The organism is Clostridium collagenovorans DSM 3089, assembly GCF_900130005.1.
GTDB classification, from domain to species: domain Bacteria; phylum Bacillota; class Clostridia; order Clostridiales; family Clostridiaceae; genus Clostridium_D; species Clostridium_D collagenovorans.
Map to the genome: position 1 here is coordinate 12,703 of NZ_FQXP01000004.1, position 25,240 is coordinate 37,942.

Consider the following 25,240-nt stretch of genomic DNA (forward strand, 5'->3'; position numbering starts at 1 on the left):
GAGTCGCATCCTTTACGGGTGCGTGGATTGAAATAACTTATACTTTAGCTGAATTGATTGATGGATATCGTCGCATTGATATTGTCAATATTACTTGACAGTTTTTTCTCGTATAGGTTGTTACTAGGCAGCTGTATTTAGAGATTGATAGTACCTATGTCTCTTAATCATAGGAGGTAGTCCTCTATTGACAGAACAGATCCTCCTGTTGTTCCAATAACTGATGAAGTAGCGCCATATAAGAATCTTAAGTTCTTCAACAGTCATTTCTTTAGTATTATAACGTCCATACAGTAATTCTTCCTTCATCCTAGCCCACATGCTTTCGCATCTTGCATTATCATGACATCTTCCACCATCACTATTCATGCTTTGCTGTATACCATATTTACTTATTACCTTGCGGTATTCTTTGCTGGTGTACTGTGTACCCCTGTCAGAGTGTATAATAGCACCCTTGAGCTTTGGATATGCTTTATACGCATTATCAAGAGTATTTACACACAGTGTAGCTTTCATATTTGTATCTATTGCAAGTCCAAGAACAGCTAAATCATAGCAATCAAAAATTGCTGATACATAAAGTTTTCCATCCTTTGCCTTTATTTCAGTTATATCTGTTATAGCTTTTTTTAGAGGCTCAGTTGCTTTAAAATCAAAGCTTGGTGCATACGCACTCTTCCGTAGGTATCATTATATTCATCCTCAGAATGGATTTTCACCATTTCTTTAGCAAGAGACGCATACTTCCAAGGCTTATCTTTATTTATAAGGTAATTATGGAAGTCTTGACGGCTAACTTTAAGCATTCTGCAGTAAAATGCTATTTTCCCTTTAATCAGGCCATCATTAGTCTTAGTTGCTATAAAGCTCATTCGCGATTTCTTGCTGACTTCAGACGGCTCGCTGCGAAAAAAGCGCTTGCTTCTTCAAGAAATTCATTTTCTTCTTTTAACCTTTTAATTTCCTTGTTCTGTTCTTTAACTTGCTTTTTCAAAGCTATAAGCTCTTCCGTAAGTGTAAGGGCACTATCAGGCGATTGAGATCCAATTCCTAAATCTAACATGCCTTCCTTGGAAGCTTTTACCCATCCATTTACTGTGCTTGGAGCAACTCCTATTTCTTTTGCTGCTTTATTAATACCAATTTCCTTGGCTAGCTTTACTGCTTGAATTTTGTAATCCTGGTCATAACGTTTTTGTGCCATGATAAGCACCTCCTTATTCTCTTAATTATATTTTGACTTATACGAGAATAAGGTGTCAACTTTATTTATACAACATCAGAGTAATATCATTAGATATTAGCGTGTACACTATTTAATAAATACAATAAGAGGATAGTTTATAAGTAAGTGTTAAAATTAAGCACCTAGAAACCATTAGCTCCAATTGGTAAACTTAAGTAACAGTTATCAATTGGAGGTTTACTTATGTATAGATAATTAGACAATGATGTTGCAGAAATATATGTAATTTATCTCTTTGATAATTTATCAAGGCTAGACATAGAAGGTAATAAAAATCTAGAAGTTCTTATGGTTTGGTAAGATAAAATACCTGAAAACAGGCAAAACTTTGACGCTTACAAGACGAGTAATCACATTACATGGTTATATGATAGGAGAATTAATTGACCTACAAAATGAAACAATTAAGACTTTGGAAGAAAGTCTATTAAGAAGAATAAAGTCAATAGTTATAGGAGATAGAGATATGCTAAATGATAAAATAGTTATAGAATATCATGAAAAAAATGATATAGAGTATTTAAATACAAAAATTCATGTAAAGTGTTTCATTTAAAAAATACAATATTAATACTTTTATAGAATAAAAATACATAGTATAATGTGCATATATAAACTTGGATTTTCTGCCAAATCTACGTTTATATTAGGAGTAATAAGTAAGAAAAATTGATAAGCCTCCTTCATTATCAAAAGCAGTTACGATAAGATAACTATAAAAATATAATTAATTTTTGAGCTAAAATATATAGGTTGAAGAGTTATCAGAATATATCTCAATTAAATATCAATAAAGTAATAAACTATGGAAGTTAGGAGATTAAGTTATGGAAACACTATATAGTAATTCATTTTCTTATTATGATAACCTGAATTCAAGAAAAATCTTAGATAAAATAATGGAAGCAATTCTTGAAAATAATGGAGAAGAATCACAAATATATGAATTATTAAAAAATGAGGATTTTAGAATATTGGGTCCTTATTTATATGCTTTAAAAGAAAAAGACATTGAGCTATTAGAAGCTATAAAGGATATTTGTATAAGCAAAGAAAAAAGAAAATATTTTAATCAAATCATGTTTAAAAAACAATTTCCACAAATCAATAATTTAACAAAAAAATTAGTATTTGTGGATACTATTGAAGAGGTTTTTTCTAATGGATTATCAAAGGGAGTTATTACTTTTACTTCTTCTTTAACAATACGTAAACAGTTTGAAGTGCTATTTAACGAGGTTCTAGGAGAAATGTCCTCATTTATCAATAGTCATTATGATTTACCTGGGGTTAATTCACTTGTAAGAAGAGGATTAGTTAAATCAATTATTTTGGATAATGATTGTACAGTGGTTACAAAATGTAATAATCCAAATAAGAAAGGTAAATTTTTAAAAGAACAAAGTAATATATTATCGCTCATTAAAATATTGCATTTAGATGAGGAGGATTCATACATTCAGTTGTCAAATAAAAAGTCTATAATGAAGGTTGTAAGACCACTTATTGTATTTGCTGATGTTGAAAGTCAAAAATTCTATTCTATGTCAAGATTTATAGATGGACATACATTAGAAGAGATTCTCCTAAATATACATGATCTTTCTCTTCGATCATCTTATCTTAATGATGTAAGAGCTATACTAGATACACTATATAGTAAAGGAATTCTATGGGGAGATTTGGCTCCTAGAAATATAATTATCAGAGAAAATCAAGATTCAAGAGAGTATTTTCTTTTAGACTTTGAAAAAACTGAAATACTTGATCATGTTGTAACATTATCAGAGAGAAAAAATCATTGCAGAGGTCCAATGTGTGTTGAAGAATTTGGAGCAGTTTGCTCTAGAGAAGAAATTGAAGAATGCTTCAAAGGATATTTTGTTCCAAAAGAATGGTGTACGGAGCCTGGTATACAAATAACACTACATAAACCTAAGCCAGATTTTATAGCCATACTTGAAATAAGGGGAGAAAAAGAGCCTGATATGGCGCAATACAACAAATTAGAGCTTGAAATTATGGAGATTAGATTTCCTTTTTTTGAAGATTCATCTAATAAAATAAAGTATCCTCTTTATACTGGCTTTAAGATAGATCATTATTTAGGGTTTGAATATGATAGAAAGATAACGCAAATATTATTAGCTGCAAAAGAACAGCAATGTTTCGTTCAAATTCTTAATATATTAGAGGATGCTATACAAAACTATGAAAATAAATTAATCGAAGGTGAGCTTTATAATATTCACATTAACAATTTAGTAGATTTTAATGATAAATGTTTTGAATTAAACTTTATTAAGTGCATTATTAATCATTTTTATAGTTGCATTTCAAATTTATCAAGGATAGACATAAAAGACAGTAAAAATCTAGAATATCTTATGACTTAGTGAGATAAAATGCCTGAAAATATGAAAATTAAAGTAAAGAAATAAAATTAATCCTAGTAAAGCTATGGCATTGTCTTACTAGGATTTTTAATACTTTTTTTGAAGATATTAAAGACGTCAAAACTTTGACGCTTACATTCTTAAACACAGAAGTTGTAAGTAATATTATTTTAATATCAATTCATATATGCATTGCTTCTCTATGCCGTCATACCAACCAAAATATTCTTTAGGTACATCAATTATTTCTATTAATTTACATCCTAAATATTCAATTATTTTTCTTGATGCTATATTTGATTCCTTGCATGATAAATTAATTGACTTCATTCCATGCTCTTTTGCTACTTGTAAAACTATACGAGATGCATAAAGTGAATAATTATTTCCTCTAAATTTTTCATCAATTTCATAACCTATATGTCCATTATAATAGGAATGATAGTTATAACCTATTCTAATGCTTATTTTACCAACTTTTTCATTGTATTTATTTTCATATATATCATAATAATAAAAAGGTATCATAATATCATCGCCTGGAAATTTTTCGATTATTTTTAAGTGAACCTTATCATTAGTTAATTCATCAAATTTCTCCTTAAATTCAAACATGATATTCTCCTTTACACTTTAATTACTAGTTGACACTCTAATATTATTGTAAATTATTATATGTATATTATAACTAAAATTTTGAAATAAATATAATATGTTTAGTAAATATCTATTCAATGTAGTTAAAGAGTTGCTCCAACTAAGAATTATTAAGCGTGGTTTTGAAAAATCACCAGTAATAGAAAATTTCCTTGAAAATATTTTTGCAAATTAGGTTGACTCTATAGTTACTATAGAGTTTATAATAAAGCTTGTCGAATTTTTGAAGCAGGGGGTTTAATAATGGTAAAACAATTTTTAAAATATGCCGTTCCATCTGCCTTAGCAATGTTTGTTTCCTCTTTATATACAGTTATTGATGGAATATTTGTAGGGCAAGGTGTTGGAAGTTCAGCCTTAGCTGCAGTAAATATAGTGTTGCCATTTACAGTAATGTTATTTGGTATGGCTAGTATGCTTGCAGTTGGTGGTGGTGCTTTAGTATCTAAAAATGTAGGTGCTGGAGACGTAGATAAAGCTATAAATATATTTAGACAAGTGTTTAAATTTCTTTTAATTATAAGTGGTATTATAACAGTAATATGTGTAGTATTTACAGGCCCAATTGTAAAACTACTAGGATCTACAGAGAATTTACATGAATTGGCTGTAGAGTATCTTAGATATTACGGTATATTTTGTATACCTAACTTAATCGGTATAGTACTTAATAGTTTTGTTAGAAATGATAATAAACCTAAGTTAGCTATGGTATCAACAATAGCTGGTGCTGTAACGAATATTATATTAGACTATCTATTTATCTTTACATTTGGTTTAGGAATAAAGGGAGCAGCTATAGCAACAGGATTAGGACAAATAATAACAGTTGTTATATTATTACCTCACTTCATTCAGAAAAAAGGTAACTTAAGCTTTGGAAATGTAAAATTAGAAAAAGAAAGTATTAAGGAATTTTGCGTAATAGGAATTCCATCATTTCTTTCACAGGCTAGCTTTTCAGTTATAGTATTACTTCATAACTTAACATTAGCTAGATTTGTAGGAGAAATAGGAATATCAGCTTATAGCATAATAAACTATATAACTACTAACGCATACATGGTTTTATTAGGCTTAACTTTTGGAGCTCAACCATTAATAAGCTTTAATTTTGGTAAAAAAGATGAGAAAAAGATGCTTGGTTATTATAAGATAAATTGTATATCATCAATTCTAGTAACAGCAGCCTTTACATTTGTATGTTACGTATTTGGTAGAGAGTTAATAGGTATATTTACTAACGATGCTAGTATTGTAGAGTTAACTTATACTGGGCTAAGAATAGCAATCTTAGGTTACTTTATAGCAGGATTAAACTTAAATACAGTTGTATATTATCAAGCTATTGAGATGCCAAGATTCTCAAATATGATTTGTATATTCAGATCAGTTGTATTCTTGCCAGTATGTTTAATTATATTAGCTAAGTTATTTGGTATAACAGGAATATGGGCTGGAGTATTAAGTGCTGAGGTTGTAACTCTTATAGTTATGTTATTTATAGCAAATATAAGAAGTTGTACTACAAAAGCTATAGGAGAGTAGTAATTAGATAAATAATAAGTATAAAATTTTATAAAGTATTTAAAATATATAAATACTGTTATATGTAGGAAATCCTTCTATGTACAACAGTATTTTATTTTATAATTTTTATAAGCTAAACTTTGTTACATTATATTTTTTTATGGTATTATATAATGTGAAATTAAAAAAAGAGTAAAAATTATATGCTAAAATTTGAGTAATAAAAAATTAAAATATTTTGGAACAGTTATTTATAAGGTATAAAAAATATGATTAATTCTTATAGGTGAAGAGTAAAGAGGTGATAAATTGAGTAAATATATTTCCATTGGAGAGATGTCAAAGTTAAGTAATATTTCTATTCAAACTTTAAGGCACTATGACAAAATAGGTTTGCTAAGACCTACTTATACAAATGAAAAAACAGGATACAGGTATTACTCAATAAAGCATTTTATTGCTATTGATTTAATAAAGCAGTGTAAGGCTATGGGATTATCTCTAGATGAGATAAAAGAACTCATAGGCAATTATACATCTCTAGAATCTGTAATAAGTATTTTGAGTAAACAAGAAAAAGTAATAGATGAAAAAATAAGAGAATTAAGTAATATAAAAAATAATATAAGCTATCTTGAAAATAGAATAAAGGATTCCTTAAATAAAGGGTTCAATGAGGTTTTCATAAAACATAATAAAGAAAGAAATTATATAAAATATAACTATGGTTCTAGGTTTACAGATGAATTTGAAATGAACTTGAGAAAAGCTTTGCTTGATATGGAGAAAAAGTATAGTAGCTTTATATCTGAGCTAGCCTTTGTAACCTCTTATAGCCAAGTTAAAAATGGTGAAGAATTAAAATACGATAGTTTACTTCTTAACATAATAAAGGATACTCCGCATAATGAAAAAAATGTAGTAACTTTACCTGAAGGGGATTATCTTACTTTATATTTTGATGATAGTTATGAAGAGAATAGAAAGTATTTCAATATAATTATGGATTATATTGAGCAACATAATATAGAGGTTCAAGGAGATTTTTACGAAGTATACATAATGACTAGAGTGGGAAATGATGGTAAAGATAAATCCCTAGCTCAAGTAGAAATATTAATTAAAAACACTTAAAAGAACTATATATAAGTTTCAACTAATTATCTACCTTAAGAATTTATTTAGTAAGTTAGATAAAACTAAAAATAATTGCAAATCTTGAGAAAAATTCTGCTGAAAACTAGATATTTTAGGTTTTTAAAATATACAAAGTAGGAAACTATACAGAAATATAAAGAGTTCATATAAAAATAAAAGACTATAACTTTAAAAATAATTTGAAGGTATAGTCTTTTGTGCTTGAAATAATAAGAAAAACTAGGAATTTATTATATTTTATTGTATTATATAATGGAATGATTAGGTTTTACCATAAGGTTTAAGGTCAAAACTATATTAGGAGGGGATTTTCATGTCTAAGTGTAAAAAAGGTGTAATAGACAATATAGTAATGACTTGTTTTATAGGAATAGCTTTAATTTATGGAGTAAGTGCAGTACAAACATATAAGGAAAGATCAGTAGATAGGGAGCGTAAATCAATAAAGTCTGTGGGATATAATGATGATTACTATTATGTTTTAAAAAATAATGATACAAAGGAATTTGTAGATAATTTTGAGAATGTTAAGTTAATAGCTTATGATAAGAATAATGATATAAAACAAGAACATAAATTAAACTTTTCTTCAAAAGAATATCCTATGGTCATAGAAAATGCAAATGGTTTAAGTAACTGGATATTGATAAATGATGCTGAAAATCAAAAAATTATGGGAATTAACACTGAAAATAATGAGACTAATATCTTGTTAGATAAAACAGATGTTGAAGATGAAGTATTCAAAATAGTGAGTTATAAAATCTATGATGATAAGATTGTATATGCATATCATAATTGGAAAAACAAAACTGTTATAGCAGTTAAGGATATTAATACAAAGGAAGTAGTAAAATTATTAGAATTAAATGAAGCTTGTCAGAACATACCTCTTTCTATATATGAAGAGAAGGTTGCTTATTTAGTAGATTATAAGCTTTATATTCAAGATATTAATACTAAGGAAATCATTAATAGTGGAACTGACTTTACTGGGCCCTTAGAAATATACAAGGATAAGGTGTATACTTGTAAGAAAGAAGAAAACGGATTAAATTTTGTACAAGTAGATTTCGATTTAAATACTAATATAATTCTAAGCAATGCAAATTCTAATGAAAACGTGTATTTAGATAATGGAAAAATAGTTTATAGAAATTATTTTTATGATGCAGATAAAGAGAAACTATATAAGTTAAATGAATATAATTCAAGGCTTAAGAAGCAAGTTATAGGGGATAGAATATATACTGAAGTCAATGAGTATGAAGTCATGAAGATAAATGAGAACTATTTTGAACAGAGCTTGGGAGAAAATATCATATATAAACAGTAAAATGAAAGGCTATTTCACGAATATTTATTAAATATTTAGTGAAATAGCCTTTTGATGTTAGTTATTTCTTTGAATGTAGTTTTCTTCTGCTTGGTTCCAATTTACAATGTTCCACCAGTTATCAATATAATCACTACGTCTATTTTGATATTTAAGGTAGTAAGCGTGTTCCCATACATCTATACCAATAATAGGTGTTAGATTTTGAGATATAGGGGAATCTTGATTAGCTGTTGATATAATAGAAAGTTTATCATTTTTATCAGAAACAAGCCATGCCCAACCAGAGCCAAATCTATTTAAAGCTGCCTCTTTAAATTTGTTTTTAAAATTATCAATGGAACCAAAATCTTTAATTATAGAATCTTTTAATTTACCATTAGGATCTTCATTTTTAGTTGGAGTCATTATACTCCAGAAAAAATCATGGTTGTATACTCCACCACCATTATTTATTACACTTTGTCTAATATCTTGTGGTATGGAATCTAAGTTCTTTAATAAAAATTCAATATCTTTTGAATACAATTCAGGATGTTTATCTAGAGCTTTATTTAAGTTATCTACATAAGTACCTTCATGTTTATCATGATGCAGTATCATAGTTTCTTTATCTATGTATGGTTCTAGAGCATCATAGGCATAAGGCAATGGCTTTAATGTGAATTTTTTTTGTGATGAAAAATCCATTGCATAAACGGAACTTATACAGAAACTAAAAATAAAAAATATAGATATAAAAAAACATATTTTCTTTCTCATAAAAATACCTCCTATTAAATTATTTATAGTATGATATTAATTGAAGAAAAAGTTGTATTAATTTTATAGGTATATATTTCTAAAAGGGAAAAAGATATACAAAGTATAGGTTGTATTAAAAAATATACTTACTCTTATATATTTTAGAGGTCTATTAGGAAAGACAGTTAGATAATTATCTTAAATATAGATTTTTATGTTAAGAAATAAAGTATGAGTTTAATTGGAGGGAAAATGAAAAATATATTTTTTTATGATACTGATATAGGTAAGATAGGAATTGCAGAAGAAAATGGATATATCACAAAGGTGACTTTTGAAAATATAAGTTATAAATTAGAGGATTATGAAGTTAAAGAAAGTGAATTAATAAAGAGAGCGTATATTCAGTTAAAGGGGTTTTTAGGAGGGGAGAGAAGAGAATTTAAATTACCTTTAAAACCCTTGGGGACTGAATTTCAAAATAAGGTATGGGAAGAACTTTGTAATATACCCTATGGAGAGACTAGAAGTTATAAAGAGATAGCTATAAATATAGGAAATGATAAAGCATCAAGGGCGGTTGGCTCTGCTAACAATAAAAATCCAATACCAATTTTTATTCCTTGTCATAGGGTTATAGGAAGTAAAGGAAAATTAGTTGGATATTTAGGTGGGATACATATAAAAGAAAAATTGTTAAAGTTAGAGAAGAATTTCAGTACTAAAATCTATTGAAGATATAAAGAAAAAATTAGCATTTATATAATAAAAAGTTATAAAACTGAAAAAAACAAAGGAAAATAGAATAAATTAAGTATAATTTCATATAATGGTAAAAAATAAGCAAATATGAGATTAGCAAATCTTTTTCACTATTCATATAATTAGATTAATATATTAAAACCTTTGAAAAGAGAGAGTAGGTAATGGAGTTTAGTTCCAGCGAGTTTGGGTAGGTGCGAGCCAAATACTGTAGCTATTATTGAATGGGTCTTTGAGGTGACTTTTTGAATTATAGTAGGAAGGTACGGAGGTCTACCGTTAAAAGGACAGGGTATCGAGGAGTTTTTACAAATCCGTACCTGATGAAGAATATGTACTTAGGTGGCATTGCGAAATTGTGGTATTTCGTCCTAGTTAGGATGAAGTACCTTTTTTATTACAATGAAATTTAAGTTATACAAAATGGGTGGCACCACGAGTCACTTCGTCCCATTATAGGATGAAGTGGCTCTTTTTTTATTTAAAAATAAAAATAATGTTATGCTGTAATATTCGTAAGAGTGGTACTAGGGCTCAATAAGATCTTTAGCTATCGTATATAAGGGGGATATAAACATGATAAATATTTCAGAAAATGAATTTATAGAGAAGAAGCTTAGTAAGAAGGTATTTTCAGTTATAAGTGAATTTAGAGGAGATAATGTAAGTGCAATAAGAATTTTTGAGGGTATGAGTGGAAAAGGAAAGTTCATATTAGAAAGTGGAAGTAAAGAAAATCATTTTGGGAGATATTCTTATATTTCAGAGAATCCTTATTTAGTAGTAAAAGGAGATACCGAAAATGAGCTAGAGCAAATTAAAAAGGAAGCTAGTATAGCTTTTGAAAATGATAGTAACTTATTTTCATTTAAGGGTGGGGCAGTAGGATATATAGGATATGATGCTATAGCTTTATATGAGAAAAAATTAAATTTCAAAAATAAGGACGAGCTTAAGATTCCATCAATAAATTTTAGTTTTTATAAAAGATATATTTGTTACGACAACTTTACTCATAAGGTTTATGTTGTGGATAATATTTTTGAAGATGATTCCAGAACCTATGAAGAGGTAATAGGGGATCAAAGAGAGTATTATAAGGGATTGCTTGAATCAGTAAAGGATTCTTTTATTGATATTATCCATGAGGAATTAGGAGAAATAAAGCTTGCTATACCGAGAGAAGAATTCATAAAAAGAGTTGAAAAAGCTAAGGAGTATATAGTGAATGGAGATATATTTCAAGTAGTGCTTTCACAAAGAATGTATTGTGAAACAGAAAAATCACCCTTTGAAATATACAGAAGGTTAAGAGAAGAAAACCCTTCTCCATATATGTTTTATATAGATTATGAAGAATATCAAGTAATAGGATCTTCCCCAGAAATTCTTGTTTCGGTTAAGGATGATGAGGTTATTACTAATCCAATAGCAGGTACAAGAAGAAGAGGTAAAGATAATTTAGAAGATAAAATATTAGCTAAAGATCTTTTAGAGGATGAAAAGGAATTAGCTGAACACGTTATGTTAGTTGACTTAGGAAGAAATGATATTGGAAAGGTTAGTAAATTTTCAACTGTAGAGGTAAGTGAATTTATGCAGGTTGAAAAGTTTTCACATGTTATGCATATAACTTCTAAGGTTAAAGGAAAATTACAAGAGGGTAAAAATTGTTTTGAAGCTCTAGAGGCTTGTTTGCCAGCAGGAACTGTATCAGGAGCTCCTAAAATAAGGGCTATGGAAATAATAGAAGAATTAGAGGATGTAAAAAGAGGTCTTTACTCTGGAGCTGTAGGTTATTTTTCTTATGGTGGAAATATGGACATGAGTATAGCAATAAGGACTTTAGTATTAAAGGATAAAATAGCTTATTTACAAGCAGGAGCAGGAATTGTTTATGATTCTATACCAGAGAAAGAGGCAGAAGAAATAGAAAATAAATTACTTGTATTAAAGGAGGCATTAAGATGATAGTTTTAATAGATAATTATGATTCGTTCACATTTAACTTATATCAATATTTAGGTGAGCTTACAGAGGTGAAGGTTTTCAGAAATGATGAAATAGATGTAGAGGAGTTAGTTAAATTAAATCCAAAGGGAATTGTTATTTCCCCAGGGCCAGGAAGACCAGAAGAGGCTGGAAAGACTCTAGATATAATAAAAGCTTTAGGAGATAAGATTCCTATTTTAGGAATTTGTTTAGGTGAACAAGCTATAGCTATGGCTTATGGTGGAAAGGTAGTAAAGGCAAAAAATATAATTCATGGAAAGAGTTCGAAGATTAAGGTAAAGGGTAATGAGATTTTTGAAGGAATTAGCAGAAGATTTGATGCTATGAGATATCATTCTTTAGTAGTTGAGAGAGAGTCTTTACCAGAGTGTTTAGAGATTATAGGTGAAAGTATTGATGATAATGAAATTATGGCTATAAGACATAAGGAGCATAGGGTATATGGTGTTCAATTCCATCCTGAATCAATATATACGCCAAAGGGAAATAGAGTTATACAAAATTTTGTGGAGGTAATTTGTAATGTTTATAGATAATGCAATTAAAAAAATAGTTGAAAGAGAAAGCTTAACTGAAGATGAAGGAAGAGCTGTTATAAATGAAATAATGAAGGGGGAAGCTACCTCAGCACAAATAGGCGCCTTCCTTGTAGGAATGAGAGTTAAGGGAGAAACATCAGAGGAGATTTTAGGGGCAGTAAAAGCCCTAAGAGATAATATGACACAAGTAGATGTGCAATACGATAATTTAATAGATACTTGTGGAACAGGAGGAGATGGGGGTAAAACCTTCAATATTTCTACAGCAGTTGCCATGGTAGCAGCTAGTGGAGGGGTGAAAGTAGCCAAACATGGTAATAGAGCTGTTTCTAGTCAAAGTGGAAGTGCGGATGTTTTAAAAGAGTTGGGAATTCCAGTTGATCTAGATTCAATGGAAAGTAAGAAAATAATAGAGGATATTGGAATGGCATTTTTATTTGCACCTAACTATCATAGTGCTATGAAAAATGTTGCTAAGGAAAGAAAGGAATTAGCTACAAGAACCTTATTTAATCTTATAGGACCATTAGTTAATCCTGCTCCAATAAAAGGACAACTTTTAGGAATATATGATGGAAACTTAATTGAAACAGTAGGAGAAGTATTATTAAATCTTGGTTTAGAAAGAGCTATGGTGGTTCATGGAGATGATGGATTAGATGAGATAACAACCACAACCACAACTAAGATTTGTGAAATTAAAGATGGAAAAATGAAATCCTATAAGATATCACCAGAGGATTTTGGAATAAAATTATCAAGGCCTGAAGATATACAAGGTGGAAGTCCTAAGGAAAATGCAGAAATAATATTAGATATATTAAAAGGTTCAAAGGGAGCAGCAAGAGATATTGTGGTTTTAAATAGTGGAGCAGCACTTTATGTAGGAAAAAAAGCTGAAAGTCTTGAAGAAGGTATAAAAAAGGCAGAGGAGCTATTGGATTCGGGTGCAGCTTATGAAAAATATAAGCAATTAATATCAGTAAGAAATAATTAGAAAGAATGTTCTTTTATAGGGGGATGACAAATGATACTAGATGAAATTATAAGAAAAAAGAAAATAAGTATAGAAGCAAGAAAAAGAGAAACTTCACTTGAGAGCATGTATGGTAAAGCATTAGAACTTTTAAAAGAGGATAGTAAGCTTAAAAATTTAAGTTTTAAAGAGGCCTTAAGTGGAAAAAATCTTTCTGTTATAGGAGAATTTAAAAAAGCATCTCCCTCTAAAGGAATAATAGTAGAGGATTTTAATTTAAAAAAGGTTGCATCTTATTATGAAGAACTGCAAGTTGATGCTTGTTCTGTTTTAACTGAGGAAGATTTTTTCTTAGGAAGCAATGAGAATCTTTTAGAGGTAAAGAAACTTATTAATAAACCTATTTTAAGAAAGGATTTTATAGTTGATTTTTATCAAATATATGAGAGTAAGGTTTTAGGTGCTAATGCAATATTACTAATATGTAGTGTTTTAAAGGATGATTTAGAAAAGTTTTATTGTGAAGCTAAGAAATTTAACTTAGATGTTTTAGTTGAGGTTCATAATGAAGAAGAATTAGAGCTTGCTTTAAAATGTGATTGTGAAATTATAGGAATAAACAATCGTAATCTTCATAGCTTTGAAACTTCCTTTGACGCTACAAAAAATTTATTAAATAAAATACCACAAAATAAAATTGTAATTTCAGAAAGTGGTATGAAGAGTGTGGAGGACTTAGAGATAATTAAGGGCTTAGGTGTAAATGGAGTGCTTATTGGAGAAATGTTTATGAGAAATATAGATAATGAATCTTTTATAAGGAGGTTTAAGGAGTTTAAAGTGACTTCTTAAGATATAGGTTGCTTTAAGTTCACACTGAATTATGAAGGTGAAAATTTGTGGTTTAAGAAAAATTGAAGAAATAGAGTATGTTAATATTCTAAAGCCAGATTATATAGGATTTGTATTTGCAGAGAGCAAAAGAAAGGTAAGTATTGAGAAAGCTAAAGTTTTAATTAAAGAACTAGATAAGTCAATAAAATCAGTTGGAGTTTTTAGAAATAATTCCGCAGAAGAGATATTACAGGTTTTAGATAAGGTTGATTTGGATGTAGTTCAATTACATGGTGATGAAGATGAGAACTTTATAAAAAGAATAAAATCTTCATGTAAAAAAGATATTCATATATGGAAGGCTATTTTTATAGGAAAAAAAGGTGAAGTAGTAAGTCCTTATATTGAAGAGGTAAATGCCATAGTTTTAGATGGAGTAGATCCAGGAAGTGGAGAGTGCTTTCCTTGGGATAAATTTAATAAAAAAGAGTTAAATGAAAATATATTTTTAGCTGGAGGAATTAAAGAAGAAAACATTTTAAAGGCTATAGAGATTATAAAGCCAAAGGGAATTGATGTTTCCTCAGGCGTTGAAATTATAGATGAAAAGGGAGAAAGAGTAAAATCCTTTGAAAAGATTAAGAGGTTAATAGAATTAGTGAGGTGTAATTATGAAGGGTAGATTTAATGATTTTGGTGGTCAGTATGTTCCAGAGGTACTGATGAATGCTTTAATAGAACTTGAAATAGAATATGAAAAGGCAATGGAAGATGAGAAGTTTAAAGAGGAATATAGATATTATTTAAAAGAATATACGGGAAGACCGAATCCCTTATACTATGCAGAAAATATGTCTAGGGACTTAGGTGGGGTTAAGGTTTATTTAAAAAGAGAAGATTTAAATCATACAGGAGCTCATAAAATCAATAACGCTATTGGACAAGTACTGCTTGCAAAGAAAATGGGTAAGAAGAAGATTATAGCAGAGACAGGAGCAGGGCAGCATGGAGTTGCAACAGCAACAGTTGCAGCTAAGTTTGATATGGAATGTAAAGTTTTTATGGGAGAAGAGGATATAAAAAGGCAAGCTCTTAATGTTAAGAAGATGGAACTTTTAGGGGCAGAGGTTGCACCAGTAAAAAGTGGAACTAAAACATTAAAGGATGCAGTTAATGAGGCTATTAGATACTGGGTTAGTAATATTGATGATACATTTTATGTTATAGGTTCTGTTGTAGGGCCGCATCCTTATCCAACTATGGTTAGAGACTTCCAAAGAATAATAGGAGATGAAGCAAGAACTCAAATATTAGAAAAGGAAGGTAGACTTCCAGATTATATTTTAGCTCCTGTTGGTGGGGGAAGTAACTCCATGGGAATTTTTTATCCTTTTATAAATGATGATGAAGTAAAGCTTATAGGAATAGAAGGTGGGGGTAAGGGAGTAGAGAGTAATTCTCATGCAGCTACCATGGCTAAGAAGGAAAGAGGTATTCTACATGGAATGATGACTTATGTATTAAGGGATGAAGAAGGTGAAATTCAAGAGGCATATTCAGTTTCTGCAGGGCTTGATTATCCGGCTATTGGACCAGAACATGCTTATCTTAATGAAATCAAACGTGCTACCTATGAAAGCATAACTGATGATGAAGCTATAGAGGCATTTTTATATTTAACAAAGAGAGAAGGCATTGTTCCTGCTTTAGAATCTTCTCATGCTATAGCCTATGCTAAAAAATTAGCTAAGAACTTGGATTCCTCAAATATTATTTTAGTAAATCTTTCAGGTAGAGGGGATAAGGATATGGATACTGTTATTCAGTATTTAAATGAAGAAGAAATATAGTTTAAGTAATTAGATAGTATTTATAGGAGAGTAAAGATAATGAATAGAATAGATAATGCATTTAAAAGACTTAAAGAAAATAATAAAAAAGCTTTAGTTCCCTTTGTAACTTGTGGAGATGTAAGTATAGAAGATACAGCAGAATTAATAAAGGAAATCTATGAGGTTGGAGGGGACATAGTTGAGATTGGAGTACCTTTTAGTGATCCACTTGCAGATGGAGAAGTTATTCAGGAATCTTATAGTAGATCCTTAAAAAATGGTACAAAACTTAAAGATGTCTTCAAATGTGTGGAGTTAGTTAGAAATACCTGTGAGATTCCACTGATTTTAATGACATACTATAATATTATTTATTGTTATGGAGTTGCAAGGTTTTTAAAAGAAGCTATGGAAAAAGGAGTGGATGGATTAATAGTACCTGATATTCCTCTAGAAGAAAGAGCTGAATTAATGAAACAGTGTGAGGAGAATAATATATATTTAATACCTTTGGTAGCACCAACTTCAAAAGAAAGAATAAGTAAAATAGTTGAAAACTCTAAAGGATTCGTATATTGTGTTTCAACCAATGGCACAACTGGAGAAAGAAGTACAGTAAACTCTAATATTCACGAGTATTTAAATACAGTAAGAGAATATACTAAGATTCCTATACTTGTTGGCTTTGGAATTTCATCAAGAGAAACTGTTGCAAGAATAAAAAATAATTGTGATGGAGTAATAATAGGAAGTGCTATTGTAAAGAGGATGCTAAAGGGCAATGAAGAAGTGATTAAGTTTTTAAAAGATGTAAATGAGGAACTTTAGAAATTCTATGTTTGAATATAAAGTAAAAGAGCATTCATAATTTAAATGAATGCTCTTAAAAATGTAAGTATTTATTGTATAAAGGTTTTTAGATTATTGCTTAATTAATGTACTAAGATGCAACTTTACTTACTTCTTTGTTTAATAGTCTTTTAGGAATAGCATCCCAAATATATTTTGAAATTGTAAAATCAACCATGCTATGAACTATTGTTCCTAAACCAACTAGTCCCATTACAGAAGTTACAAATCCACTATTATAATAACTTTGAGAAAGTGATGATCCAAAGTAAAATGGAGCTACTATTAAAACTTCTCCAATAGCATGTATTAATGCAATTACAAAGGAGAAAATCGTTGCACTTTTCCAGTTTGAAAGTGTATTTTGATGTTTTTGAATATAAAGTGCACCTAATCCAGCAAATACTACATGACTAAATGCTCTTAGCACTACTAATAGAGGAAAACCTCCAAGTAAAAAGCCTAAAGCACTTCCTATAGCCACAAATATTGCAGTGGATGGAGAAATAAACATGGCAATAAATATTGCTACATGACTAGCTAAAGTAAAAGATGCTGGTTCAAGCACAATTTTTATTGGTGAAAACATTGGAATTACTATTCCAATAGCACATAATAAGGCTGCTATAACCATTTTTTTTGTATTTAATGTCTTATTCATATTAATCCCCCTAAGCACCTATAAAGATAGGTGTCTTTACATCTGTAATCATAATAGTATGTTTTTGGTATATTGTCAACAATTAATTAAAAAAGGATTATTTACTTTGGTTATAGTAAATAATCCTTTTTATAAGTATGTATTTAAGTTTATAGTAAATAATTTTTATCTCTTAAAACTTTTAAGACATTATTATATTCTTTTTCATCTTTGCACTTTATAGTGTGTAAATGTATACCATCTGTTAATTGAGATAGTGGATTTACAGCGTCAGAGTGCATTTTATTTAAAAACTCCGCAACATCACGTCTTGATGATAAATGAAGATCACCAGTTAATTGACCATATACAGGGTGTTCAACTATTACATTTACAACTGTAGATCCTTCGTCAACTATTGTATTAAGTTCATCCTCAATTACATCTCTTGAATGTTTACAAGCTATAGTTTTTATTAAATATGCTTCTGTAGAGTTTTGTTTATTTAAAATATACCCCTTTGGTGTCGCAATGATATCTACTCCAGAGGCTCTTAATAAAGCAACGTCACCAACTATAATTTGTCTACTCACATTTAATTCATTTGCTAAGTATAATCCACTAATAGGATTTGATGACTCTGTTAGCATTTTTATAATGCTATTTCGTCGTTCCGTTGAATTCATAAATTACATCTCCTTTTAAAATTAACATTGAATAAGTAAAATTTATATTTATATAATCCCAGTTAAATTATAATAATCAACAATTTTAAAAATAATACTGTTAGTTCTAAAATGTTTTAAATCCTTACAAATAGTTCTAATATGGCAACTTAATTTAGTTAAACTCATAATTATTATACCAAAAAATACACCTTAATTATCTAAAGTTTGATATAAATTTTAATATTTTTATAAATATAAACAGGAATTTTAGTAAAATTTATTTAAATATAAGAGAAGATTTATATTATTTTTTTATGTAAAGTAAAACTTATGTTTATTAAGTAAAAGAAATACTAAGATAAAAACAATATTTAAAGTTTTGGAATATGAAAAGCAATTATAAGGTGAGCAAATTAAGTTTTTTAAAATTTATTTTGAAGTGAAATTATGTGCATATATATTGAAGAATATAAATGTATCGGTACACTTGTCTTTTTCCGAAATTAAAGTATTATATTAAAGTGTGGTAGGAATGGTATCACTTAATTATTTTAATACGTATTGGGGGAAATATATTATGGCAAAAAATTCACAGGGGAAATTTAGTGGCAGAGAGGTTGCTATATATGGATTATTTATAGCATTAGTTTATATTGCTACAAGATTTATTAATATTCCAGGACCAACTGAAGGTGGATTATTTCACTTAGGTAACGTAATGTTCTTTACTATAGCAATGGTTTTTGGAAAGAGAGCAGGAGCAATATCTGGTGGGGTAGGTATGGCATTGTTTGATATTACAAGTCCATATGCAGTTTGGGCACCTTTTACATTAGTAATTAGATTTGCTATGGGATATATTATTGGTCATTTTGCAAATATCAAAGTAGAAAGTAAATTAAAAGGTAGTATATATACAGGAGTAGGTTTATTTAGTGCTTGTGTAATCATGTTAGGTGGGTATTACATTTCAGAGGTTATACTTTTTGGAAACTGGATAGCTCCAATTCAATCACTTTGGGGTAATTTAATGCAATGTGTTGTTGGAACAGCATTATCAGTACCAGTTTCAGTCTCTTTAAAATTAGGTTTTAAAAACAGAAAGATTGCTACTGAAATATAAGGAGGAAGAGTGTAATGGAAAAATTAATAATGACTCCAGGACCAACTTATATAAAAGAAAATGTTAGAATGGCTATGAGTAAAGCTATAACTAATCCTGATTTAGATTTGGAATTTTATGAATTTTACAAAAATATATGTGAAAAACTTAAAAAAATATTACACACTAAAAATACTACTTTAGTATTAGATGGTGAAGGAATACTAGGATTAGATGCAGCTTGTGCTTCTTTAATAGAAACTGGAGACAAGGTTTTATGTATAGAAAATGGAATTTTTGGTTACGGATTTGGAGACTTTGCAAAGATTTATGGTGGAGATGTTCACTATATTCATGGTGATAAAAGAAAAGGTTTAAATTTCAATGAGATAGAAGAATATTTAAAAGAAAAGCATGATTTTAAAGTTGCAACCTTAGTACACTGTGAAACACCGTCAGCTATGACTAATCCAATTAAAGAGATATGTAAGCTTCTTAAAAAGTATAATATAATAACTGTTGTGGATGCTGTATCTAGTATTGGTGGAGAAGAAGTCTATGTGGATGATTGGAATATAGATGTAGTATTAGGTGGTTCTCAAAAATGTATTTCAGCAGCACCAGGATTAAGTTTTTTAAGTATAAGTGATGAGGCCTTAGAGGTTATTGAAAATAGAAAAGAGCCAGTAAGAGGTTTTTATACTAATTTAGGTATTTGGAAAGGTTGGTATGAAAATAAGTGGTTTCCATATACTCAGCCTATAAGTGCACTTTATGGTTTTGATAGAGCATTAGATAATCTATTAGAAGATAAGAATGTTACTGAAAGACATAGAGTTTATGCAGAGGCGTGTAGAAGAGCTTTTGTAGAATGTGGTCTAGAGTTATTTGCCAAGGATTCTTTTTCAAATACAGTTTCAGCTATTATGGTTCCGGAGGGAGTAAATTATTCAGATGTATTTAATAAGATGCAAAAGGAGCATAATATATTAATAGCTGGAGGATTTGACTTTCTAAAGGATAAGTTAATAAGAATAGGTCATATGGGTGAAAATTGCTATGAAGATAAGTTATATGTTACTTTAGAAGCATTAAACACTGTGCTTAAAGAGTTGGGCTTTAAACTTAATAAGGATTTGCATATTGTTTTTAAAAACTCAATTAAATAAAGGTGTAGTTTCAGAGGAAAGTTGATTTTAAAAATTGTAATTAATATATTATTTTAAATAAAGTTCTTTATAATATGAAAAGTATTTTGAATGGTTATAAAATAATAGGGAAGAAATAGTTTTATTTAGTTCTAAAATTTATAGAGCATTATAGAAAAAATATTTAGTAGAAATTAAGAAGAAATATATTTATATGAGGCTAAGGTATTAATAAATTCATGTACAGCATAGTGTTGCAAATTAATTGCAATGACAAATATGTTGATGTATATGCTTCTTAGTGCCATAGCCTCAATTTAGTTAGTTTTTATTAATTGAAGTCCAACTTTTTCTCTAAATCCCTAAAGTGAGAAGTATCTAAGCCTCTTATAGATATTATTTGAGATAGTGAATTACATTTATAATCTATATTATAATCACAAAGTTTTTTTCTATTTAATAAGAAGTTACTTTTTTTAGCAATTGATTCTATTCTTGAAATAGGAAGAATAATCTTTGAAAGCGAAAGTCCTCCATTTGTAATCATTAAAGTAGAATCATTATAACCTAAAGCAGAGTCTTTGTAACTTAAGTAAGAACTTAACATAAATATAGGTAACAATAATAATGCCCAAATTATTGGTTTGAACCAAATAGCACATAGGATTATTATAAGTGCATAAAGCAAATTCCATCTAAAGTATCTAAAAAGAGCTCTTTTAGGAACATAATTCATAGTACCTGTAAAGTTCATATGAGGTAAAAAATCATTTACTATAGCTTGTAACTTTTCTTCTTTTCCAATAGGAAATAAAATTGCTTCCTCTTTACTTTCATCTCCATACCCAATTGTACTTATTTCTAAAGTATATAACTTAAAAAATCTTCTAAAAAATGATTGTTTATAAGTCAGAGCATTAATATTATTTATAGGTAAAGAATAAGTTTTCTTTTCAAGAAGTCCGTATTCTATATTAATATGATCATTTAACTTATACACTTTAAACTTGTAATACTTTAAAAATGAGGTTAAGGTACTTACTATTAAACAAAATCCTAAAATTACTATAAATAAAGCAGTAGCAAGTAATATAAGAATAAAAATGTCCTTTGTAAATATATCTGAATTTACGGTGCTATTTACCATTTCATCAAAATTAAGTTCAAAGGCAGAGAATACATCATCTGCAAAGGCGAAACATGAGAAAAAGAAACCAAGTCCAGCTAAGAAAAAATTCTTAGTTAATGCCATTATTAATATTTCCTTAGAGGATATTTCATAAGAAGGTATATTTTCTAAGGAATTATTAAGTAATTGAGAATTATAATTAGCTAGAAGGTCTTTAGTATCCTCATTTAAGCCATTTTCTGTATTAGTTAATTTTAGTTCCTTACTGAAATTTAAAAGTTTATCTTTAAAGGCTTGGGCACAGTCTCTTTTTAAGATGATTTCAATTTCAGCACCATCACTTAAAGCACCACTATCAATTTTTAATTTATGTAGGTTAAAAGCCATTAGAATTAAGTTTTGGCTTAAGTCTATAGTTGTTATTTTATCTAAGTGTATTAGCATATTTTTTTTAGAAAATATGCCACTATTATAAATTAAGCTATCATTTTCTATGTAAAATGATATAGACTTCCATTTTATAATATACAGTAAAGATATAATAAAATAAGCAGAAACTATTCCTAAGATTGCCCAAAGTTTAAACTTAAGCAAAGCTAAAAATAATAGAAAGCCTACATCTTTAAGAAAGTTGAAGGAGTAATAAAAAACAGATCCCATACTATTTTTATTTGGTATGTCCATGATTAAACTCCTTTTGCTTCTGTAGTAGCGAGTTTATTTTTAACCTTACTTATAATTCTAGCATTTAAGTACTCACTTATTTTGTTAGCGTCTTCTAAGGTAAGTCCTGTAATATTATGAGCGCCACCAGCAGTATTAATTGTTATATTGTTTAAATTAAATAGTTTATTTATAGGTCCTTGGCTAATACTAACATGTTGAATTCTTAATATTGGTATAATAGTAGTTGTTACAAAGAATAGACCATGTACTATTTCGATTTTATCCTCAGTTATCATATATTTCCATTGTTTATACTCAAAAAAAGGATATATTAAAGCATTAAGTGATAAAAGTACTAATGAAACAATAACTATTAAATTAATTAACCAATTAAAATCAGGAATTATTTTTCCTAAGGATATTTTAATTCCAATAAGTATTCCGCCTAATATAAGTAGTAATATTAAACGAGAAATAAACCAAGACCATCTAGTTGAAGTTTCTAAATTCTTGTAATTCATATAACGTCATCCCCCTTAATGTTGCTATATTAAAATCCTATTTGAATAGTGATTTTATGGCCTCTAAATTTTCAAGAGCTAAATTATATCCGTGGTTATATCCAGCTCTTAATTTGTCAATATCTTTCTCAAAGCTTTCTATTGCACCTTCCTCTGAAGGTCTTAAAATAATAGCTTTACCTTGAGCTTCAAGTTCTTCACAAAACTTAACAGTTTTATTATATTGTATATGTCTAGTAAGAAGTGGTTCTTTTAATTTAGGATACCTCTTACATATAAGTTTAGAAGCAACTATATTATTTTTACTAAGACTTTTTCTATAACTTTTAGGTCTAGTAAGAATTATTAAATGTTTTTCGTTACCATCAGCTATAGCTTTTCTTATGGGAATAGGATCGCAGATCCCTCCATCGTAGTATTCATTTTCTCCTATTTTAATAACAGGGAAGAATATAGGTAAAGCACAGGTAGCTCTTAACATAGAACATTTATCATCTATTAATTTACCATCTAAATATTCGGTCTCACCAGTTTTAGCGTTGGTAACACCAACTACAGCCTTACCTTCATAGTTCATGAAGGTATCCATATCAAAGGGACATAGTTTATTAGGAATCTCATCAAAAACAAAGTCTAATCCAAAAAGACTTTTACATCTAAAATAATTAGAAATACCTAAGTAACGCTTATCTTGTCTATATTGTTCTAAAATATCTAGATTTCTTCTTTTTTGTTTTGATAAATATGAGAATCCATTGGTGATTCCTGCAGAAACTCCTATACAATATGGAAACATAATATTATTATCTAAAAGTGCATCCATTACACCAGCACTGAAAATAGGGCGAAATGTTCCGCCTTCTAATATTAAACTTGGCATATGTAACCTCCTTATATTTAAAGTTAGTTTAAGTTTATAAAGTTATTTTGAAGTAAAGAATGTAGCAACATATAATTATAATAACTTTATAATGAGATAAGTTAAGCTATTGATAATCTCATAGAAATTATATACTTTAGAAGAAAAAAATACAACATATTTGGTTTGATATGTAAAAAGTTGCAAATGAAAATTGATGTTATGTAAGTTTAATTAAAATAAATATGTAAAAAAATGAATTAAATTTATTTTACTCACATATAAGTATAAAATAAATTATAACTTTTTTGAAATGAATATTTATGATAGAATATAAATTAATATTATTTATAAATCACTGATATATAAGTTCTAATTAATATTCTACATTTATATTAATCATTGAAGTTATTCTATAATGAACCTTATATATAAAAAAATGAAGATTCTTTACTAGAATATATAGAGAGAAAATATAATTTATGTTAGTAATTTTAAGGAGAGTAAGTGTTTTAATTTTATAAGGGGGTGTGAGGTCATGAATTCAATAATAGAATTAAAAAGAAAAGATGGTAAGCTTATAAAAGCAAAGTTTAAAATTCTTGATATGAAGTACCTTGAAAAGATATTAGCACTACAGGATATGGTCTTAGGGGGATTGCCTCATAAGGATATATGTGCTCCAACTTATGACTATGAGTTTGAAGATTACATTATGAATAAAGGTAAATTAGTAGGCTGCGTAACTTTAGAAGAAAATGAATTAATAGCTATGGGAGCTTATGCTAAACTAGGATATCATGAGAATAATTATGGTTATGATATAAAACTTCAGGGAGAAGAATTATTAAAAGTTGGGCAACTTGAATCTACCCTTGTAAGAGAGGATTTTAGAGGAAATAAACTTCAAAGGATAATTTGTGAGTTATTAGAGAATATAGGAAGAGAGTGTGAAACTCCAATTATTTGTGCAACGGTTGCACCAGAGAATATATATAGCTTGAATACTTTTAAGAAGTTAGGATATACAGTTGCAAATGAGAAGGAAAAGTATGGTGGACTAAGAAGATATATATTAGTAAAGAAACTTTATTAGAGTTATTAATAAGATATAAAAAAGTATAAATTTACCTTCTATATCTAAGGGATAATTTAGGTTTATGTAAAATTTAGAAGATATTATTTGGAAAAGAGAAGTAGTTAGCTAAGAAATTAATTATGCATAATATAAAGAAGAAGCTGCTGTGCTAAAAGATTACATACAATATAGTTACTTTAAATATAAGTTAAAATATATTGTATTAGATATCTTTAGTACAACAGCTTTATTAAAGTGATTCCCTAAGATATTTTAATATAAGTTGTGAAGAGAATCTATAACTTATATATTCACAAGAGAACCTACTTACAAAGCATATTAAATTAAGATGAATTTAAATATGTTTTGTAGGTAAATCTGTTTGTGTAGGTGTATTAGTGTTAGCTTTATTTTTTACATTTTCTGCATAGTTTGGACTTGTTGGGTCTGATTTACTAGCAGTGGATTTCTTGTTTTTACAACCACAGTTTTTAGCCATTTGAAAAACTCCTTTCATAAAGTGATTAAACTCACTATTAGAGTATCCTATAGGC

At 28.5% G+C, this 25,240-nt stretch carries 27 protein-coding genes and 1 other annotated feature; of the genes, 16 read left to right on the forward strand and 11 right to left on the reverse strand.

Annotated elements, in window-relative coordinates; all coding sequences use genetic code 11:
• Positions 1 to 123: 123 nt before the first annotated feature.
• Genes BUA48_RS16005 through BUA48_RS04575 form a run of 3 tightly spaced genes read right to left on the reverse strand, consistent with a single transcriptional unit; the run spans position 124 to position 1,207 of the window.
• Positions 124 to 624, reverse strand: coding sequence for a DDE-type integrase/transposase/recombinase (locus tag BUA48_RS16005; protein WP_423231108.1), 501 nt, complete (start codon positions 622 to 624; stop codon positions 124 to 126).
• Positions 625 to 632: 8 nt separating this feature from the next.
• Positions 633 to 875, reverse strand: a complete 243-nt coding sequence (locus BUA48_RS15985; RefSeq protein WP_341465237.1) for a hypothetical protein — start codon at positions 873 to 875, stop codon at positions 633 to 635.
• Positions 872 to 1,207, reverse strand: a complete 336-nt coding sequence (locus tag BUA48_RS04575; protein WP_072830605.1) for a transposase — start codon at positions 1,205 to 1,207, stop codon at positions 872 to 874. The genes BUA48_RS15985 and BUA48_RS04575 overlap by 4 nt, the downstream gene beginning before the upstream one ends.
• Positions 1,208 to 1,577: 370 nt before the next feature.
• Between BUA48_RS04575 and BUA48_RS15325 the strand changes: the two genes are divergently transcribed.
• Both BUA48_RS15325 and BUA48_RS04580 read left to right on the forward strand, forming a co-directional pair.
• Positions 1,578 to 1,805: a hypothetical protein gene (locus BUA48_RS15325; protein ID WP_143147664.1), complete on the forward strand. Its 228-nt coding sequence runs from the start codon at positions 1,578 to 1,580 to the stop codon at positions 1,803 to 1,805.
• Positions 1,806 to 2,076: 271 nt separating this feature from the next.
• On the forward strand, positions 2,077 to 3,645 hold the full coding sequence (locus BUA48_RS04580; protein WP_072830607.1) for a BUD32 family EKC/KEOPS complex subunit: 1,569 nt from the start codon (positions 2,077 to 2,079) through the stop codon (positions 3,643 to 3,645).
• 165 nt (positions 3,646 to 3,810) lie between these two features.
• Here BUA48_RS04580 and BUA48_RS04585 read toward each other — a convergent pair whose 3' ends face one another.
• The gene (locus tag BUA48_RS04585) at positions 3,811 to 4,260 is read right to left on the reverse strand and encodes a GNAT family N-acetyltransferase (RefSeq protein ID WP_072830609.1); all 450 of its coding nucleotides are present in this window, start codon (positions 4,258 to 4,260) and stop codon (positions 3,811 to 3,813) included.
• A 285-nt stretch (positions 4,261 to 4,545) separates the two neighbouring features.
• On the opposite strand from BUA48_RS04585, the gene BUA48_RS04590 reads away from it, so the two are divergent.
• The 3 genes from BUA48_RS04590 to BUA48_RS04600 all read left to right on the forward strand — a co-directional run bounded on the left by BUA48_RS04590 (position 4,546) and on the right by BUA48_RS04600 (position 8,326).
• Complete coding sequence (locus tag BUA48_RS04590) at positions 4,546 to 5,850, forward strand: MATE family efflux transporter (protein WP_072830611.1); 1,305 nt, start codon at positions 4,546 to 4,548, stop codon at positions 5,848 to 5,850.
• A 291-nt stretch (positions 5,851 to 6,141) separates the two neighbouring features.
• Entirely contained in the window at positions 6,142 to 6,966 is an 825-nt protein-coding gene (locus BUA48_RS04595; RefSeq protein WP_072830613.1) for a MerR family transcriptional regulator, read from the forward strand.
• A 337-nt stretch (positions 6,967 to 7,303) separates the two neighbouring features.
• Positions 7,304 to 8,326: a hypothetical protein gene (locus BUA48_RS04600; RefSeq protein WP_072830615.1), complete on the forward strand. Its 1,023-nt coding sequence runs from the start codon at positions 7,304 to 7,306 to the stop codon at positions 8,324 to 8,326.
• Between the two features lie 57 nt (positions 8,327 to 8,383).
• On the opposite strand, the gene BUA48_RS04605 is transcribed toward BUA48_RS04600, so the two are convergent.
• On the reverse strand, positions 8,384 to 9,088 hold the full coding sequence (locus BUA48_RS04605; RefSeq protein ID WP_084666078.1) for a superoxide dismutase: 705 nt from the start codon (positions 9,086 to 9,088) through the stop codon (positions 8,384 to 8,386).
• A 234-nt stretch (positions 9,089 to 9,322) separates the two neighbouring features.
• On the opposite strand from BUA48_RS04605, the gene BUA48_RS04610 reads away from it, so the two are divergent.
• The 8 genes from BUA48_RS04610 to trpA all read left to right on the forward strand — a co-directional run bounded on the left by BUA48_RS04610 (position 9,323) and on the right by trpA (position 16,854).
• A complete protein-coding gene (locus BUA48_RS04610) occupies positions 9,323 to 9,805 on the forward strand; it encodes a methylated-DNA--[protein]-cysteine S-methyltransferase (RefSeq protein ID WP_072830617.1) in 483 nt (160 codons plus the stop codon).
• 162 nt (positions 9,806 to 9,967) lie between these two features.
• Positions 9,968 to 10,288, forward strand: a binding site (T-box leader).
• A gap of 120 nt (positions 10,289 to 10,408) precedes the next feature.
• Positions 10,409 to 11,803, forward strand: a complete 1,395-nt coding sequence (gene trpE / locus BUA48_RS04615) for an anthranilate synthase component I (RefSeq protein ID WP_072830619.1) — start codon at positions 10,409 to 10,411, stop codon at positions 11,801 to 11,803.
• Complete coding sequence (locus tag BUA48_RS04620; RefSeq protein WP_072830621.1) at positions 11,800 to 12,381, forward strand: anthranilate synthase component II; 582 nt, start codon at positions 11,800 to 11,802, stop codon at positions 12,379 to 12,381. The genes trpE and BUA48_RS04620 overlap by 4 nt, the downstream gene beginning before the upstream one ends.
• Entirely contained in the window at positions 12,368 to 13,381 is a 1,014-nt protein-coding gene (gene trpD, locus BUA48_RS04625; protein WP_072830623.1) for an anthranilate phosphoribosyltransferase, read from the forward strand. The genes BUA48_RS04620 and trpD overlap by 14 nt, the downstream gene beginning before the upstream one ends.
• A gap of 30 nt (positions 13,382 to 13,411) precedes the next feature.
• Positions 13,412 to 14,212, forward strand: a complete 801-nt coding sequence (gene trpC / locus BUA48_RS04630; RefSeq protein WP_072830625.1) for an indole-3-glycerol phosphate synthase TrpC — start codon at positions 13,412 to 13,414, stop codon at positions 14,210 to 14,212.
• Positions 14,213 to 14,243: 31 nt separating this feature from the next.
• A complete protein-coding gene (locus BUA48_RS04635) occupies positions 14,244 to 14,876 on the forward strand; it encodes a phosphoribosylanthranilate isomerase (RefSeq protein WP_242944298.1) in 633 nt (210 codons plus the stop codon).
• Positions 14,866 to 16,044: a tryptophan synthase subunit beta gene (trpB, locus tag BUA48_RS04640; protein WP_072830629.1), complete on the forward strand. Its 1,179-nt coding sequence runs from the start codon at positions 14,866 to 14,868 to the stop codon at positions 16,042 to 16,044. Before BUA48_RS04635 ends, trpB begins: the two co-directional genes overlap by 11 nt.
• A gap of 39 nt (positions 16,045 to 16,083) precedes the next feature.
• Positions 16,084 to 16,854 (forward strand): tryptophan synthase subunit alpha, encoded by a 771-nt coding sequence (trpA, locus tag BUA48_RS04645; protein ID WP_072830631.1) that lies wholly within the window; start codon positions 16,084 to 16,086, stop codon positions 16,852 to 16,854.
• A gap of 112 nt (positions 16,855 to 16,966) precedes the next feature.
• Here trpA and BUA48_RS04650 read toward each other — a convergent pair whose 3' ends face one another.
• Both BUA48_RS04650 and BUA48_RS04655 read right to left on the reverse strand, forming a co-directional pair.
• Positions 16,967 to 17,536 carry an ECF transporter S component gene (locus BUA48_RS04650; RefSeq protein WP_072830633.1) on the reverse strand — a complete coding sequence of 190 codons (570 nt, stop codon included), beginning with the start codon at positions 17,534 to 17,536 and terminating at the stop codon, positions 16,967 to 16,969.
• 149 nt (positions 17,537 to 17,685) lie between these two features.
• Positions 17,686 to 18,201, reverse strand: a complete 516-nt coding sequence (locus BUA48_RS04655; protein ID WP_072830635.1) for a transcription repressor NadR — start codon at positions 18,199 to 18,201, stop codon at positions 17,686 to 17,688.
• Between the two features lie 559 nt (positions 18,202 to 18,760).
• Between BUA48_RS04655 and BUA48_RS04660 the strand changes: the two genes are divergently transcribed.
• Together BUA48_RS04660 and BUA48_RS04665 are read left to right on the forward strand one after the other, a co-directional pair.
• Positions 18,761 to 19,306: an ECF transporter S component gene (locus tag BUA48_RS04660; protein ID WP_072830637.1), complete on the forward strand. Its 546-nt coding sequence runs from the start codon at positions 18,761 to 18,763 to the stop codon at positions 19,304 to 19,306.
• 14 nt (positions 19,307 to 19,320) lie between these two features.
• Positions 19,321 to 20,454 carry a pyridoxal-phosphate-dependent aminotransferase family protein gene (locus tag BUA48_RS04665; RefSeq protein ID WP_072830639.1) on the forward strand — a complete coding sequence of 378 codons (1,134 nt, stop codon included), beginning with the start codon at positions 19,321 to 19,323 and terminating at the stop codon, positions 20,452 to 20,454.
• Positions 20,455 to 20,764: 310 nt separating this feature from the next.
• Here the strand turns inward: BUA48_RS04665 and BUA48_RS04670 are convergent, their stop codons facing one another.
• The 3 genes from BUA48_RS04670 to BUA48_RS04680 are packed head-to-tail and all read right to left on the reverse strand — an operon-like array spanning position 20,765 to position 23,629.
• The gene (locus BUA48_RS04670) at positions 20,765 to 22,246 is read right to left on the reverse strand and encodes a PH domain-containing protein (protein ID WP_072830641.1); all 1,482 of its coding nucleotides are present in this window, start codon (positions 22,244 to 22,246) and stop codon (positions 20,765 to 20,767) included.
• A gap of 2 nt (positions 22,247 to 22,248) precedes the next feature.
• On the reverse strand, positions 22,249 to 22,749 hold the full coding sequence (locus BUA48_RS04675) for a PH domain-containing protein (RefSeq protein WP_072830643.1): 501 nt from the start codon (positions 22,747 to 22,749) through the stop codon (positions 22,249 to 22,251).
• A 37-nt stretch (positions 22,750 to 22,786) separates the two neighbouring features.
• Positions 22,787 to 23,629, reverse strand: coding sequence for a patatin-like phospholipase family protein (locus BUA48_RS04680; RefSeq protein ID WP_072830645.1), 843 nt, complete (start codon positions 23,627 to 23,629; stop codon positions 22,787 to 22,789).
• Positions 23,630 to 24,146: 517 nt separating this feature from the next.
• On the opposite strand from BUA48_RS04680, the gene BUA48_RS04685 reads away from it, so the two are divergent.
• Positions 24,147 to 24,704, forward strand: coding sequence for a GNAT family N-acetyltransferase (locus BUA48_RS04685; RefSeq protein WP_072830647.1), 558 nt, complete (start codon positions 24,147 to 24,149; stop codon positions 24,702 to 24,704).
• Between the two features lie 337 nt (positions 24,705 to 25,041).
• On the opposite strand, the gene BUA48_RS15525 is transcribed toward BUA48_RS04685, so the two are convergent.
• Positions 25,042 to 25,185, reverse strand: coding sequence for a hypothetical protein (locus BUA48_RS15525; RefSeq protein WP_178138946.1), 144 nt, complete (start codon positions 25,183 to 25,185; stop codon positions 25,042 to 25,044).
• Positions 25,186 to 25,240 lie beyond the last annotated feature (55 nt).

Coding starts and splice junctions, on each gene's coding strand:
- BUA48_RS15985 (WP_341465237.1), bottom strand. CDS start 875: ATGAGCTTTATAGCAACTAAGACTAATGATGGCCTGATTAAAGGGAAA.
- BUA48_RS04575 (WP_072830605.1), bottom strand. CDS start 1,207: ATGGCACAAAAACGTTATGACCAGGATTACAAAATTCAAGCAGTAAAG.
- BUA48_RS04580 (WP_072830607.1), top strand. CDS start 2,077: ATGGAAACACTATATAGTAATTCATTTTCTTATTATGATAACCTGAAT.
- BUA48_RS04585 (WP_072830609.1), bottom strand. CDS start 4,260: ATGTTTGAATTTAAGGAGAAATTTGATGAATTAACTAATGATAAGGTT.
- BUA48_RS04590 (WP_072830611.1), top strand. CDS start 4,546: ATGGTAAAACAATTTTTAAAATATGCCGTTCCATCTGCCTTAGCAATG.
- BUA48_RS04600 (WP_072830615.1), top strand. CDS start 7,304: ATGTCTAAGTGTAAAAAAGGTGTAATAGACAATATAGTAATGACTTGT.
- BUA48_RS04605 (WP_084666078.1), bottom strand. CDS start 9,088: ATGAGAAAGAAAATATGTTTTTTTATATCTATATTTTTTATTTTTAGT.
- BUA48_RS04610 (WP_072830617.1), top strand. CDS start 9,323: ATGAAAAATATATTTTTTTATGATACTGATATAGGTAAGATAGGAATT.
- trpE (WP_072830619.1), top strand. CDS start 10,409: ATGATAAATATTTCAGAAAATGAATTTATAGAGAAGAAGCTTAGTAAG.
- BUA48_RS04620 (WP_072830621.1), top strand. CDS start 11,800: ATGATAGTTTTAATAGATAATTATGATTCGTTCACATTTAACTTATAT.
- trpD (WP_072830623.1), top strand. CDS start 12,368: ATGTTTATAGATAATGCAATTAAAAAAATAGTTGAAAGAGAAAGCTTA.
- trpC (WP_072830625.1), top strand. CDS start 13,412: ATGATACTAGATGAAATTATAAGAAAAAAGAAAATAAGTATAGAAGCA.
- BUA48_RS04635 (WP_242944298.1), top strand. CDS start 14,244: ATGAAGGTGAAAATTTGTGGTTTAAGAAAAATTGAAGAAATAGAGTAT.
- trpB (WP_072830629.1), top strand. CDS start 14,866: ATGAAGGGTAGATTTAATGATTTTGGTGGTCAGTATGTTCCAGAGGTA.
- trpA (WP_072830631.1), top strand. CDS start 16,084: ATGAATAGAATAGATAATGCATTTAAAAGACTTAAAGAAAATAATAAA.
- BUA48_RS04650 (WP_072830633.1), bottom strand. CDS start 17,536: ATGAATAAGACATTAAATACAAAAAAAATGGTTATAGCAGCCTTATTA.
- BUA48_RS04655 (WP_072830635.1), bottom strand. CDS start 18,201: ATGAATTCAACGGAACGACGAAATAGCATTATAAAAATGCTAACAGAG.
- BUA48_RS04660 (WP_072830637.1), top strand. CDS start 18,761: ATGGCAAAAAATTCACAGGGGAAATTTAGTGGCAGAGAGGTTGCTATA.
- BUA48_RS04665 (WP_072830639.1), top strand. CDS start 19,321: ATGGAAAAATTAATAATGACTCCAGGACCAACTTATATAAAAGAAAAT.
- BUA48_RS04670 (WP_072830641.1), bottom strand. CDS start 22,246: ATGGACATACCAAATAAAAATAGTATGGGATCTGTTTTTTATTACTCC.
- BUA48_RS04675 (WP_072830643.1), bottom strand. CDS start 22,749: ATGAATTACAAGAATTTAGAAACTTCAACTAGATGGTCTTGGTTTATT.
- BUA48_RS04680 (WP_072830645.1), bottom strand. CDS start 23,629: ATGCCAAGTTTAATATTAGAAGGCGGAACATTTCGCCCTATTTTCAGT.
- BUA48_RS04685 (WP_072830647.1), top strand. CDS start 24,147: ATGAATTCAATAATAGAATTAAAAAGAAAAGATGGTAAGCTTATAAAA.
- BUA48_RS15525 (WP_178138946.1), bottom strand. CDS start 25,185: ATGGCTAAAAACTGTGGTTGTAAAAACAAGAAATCCACTGCTAGTAAA.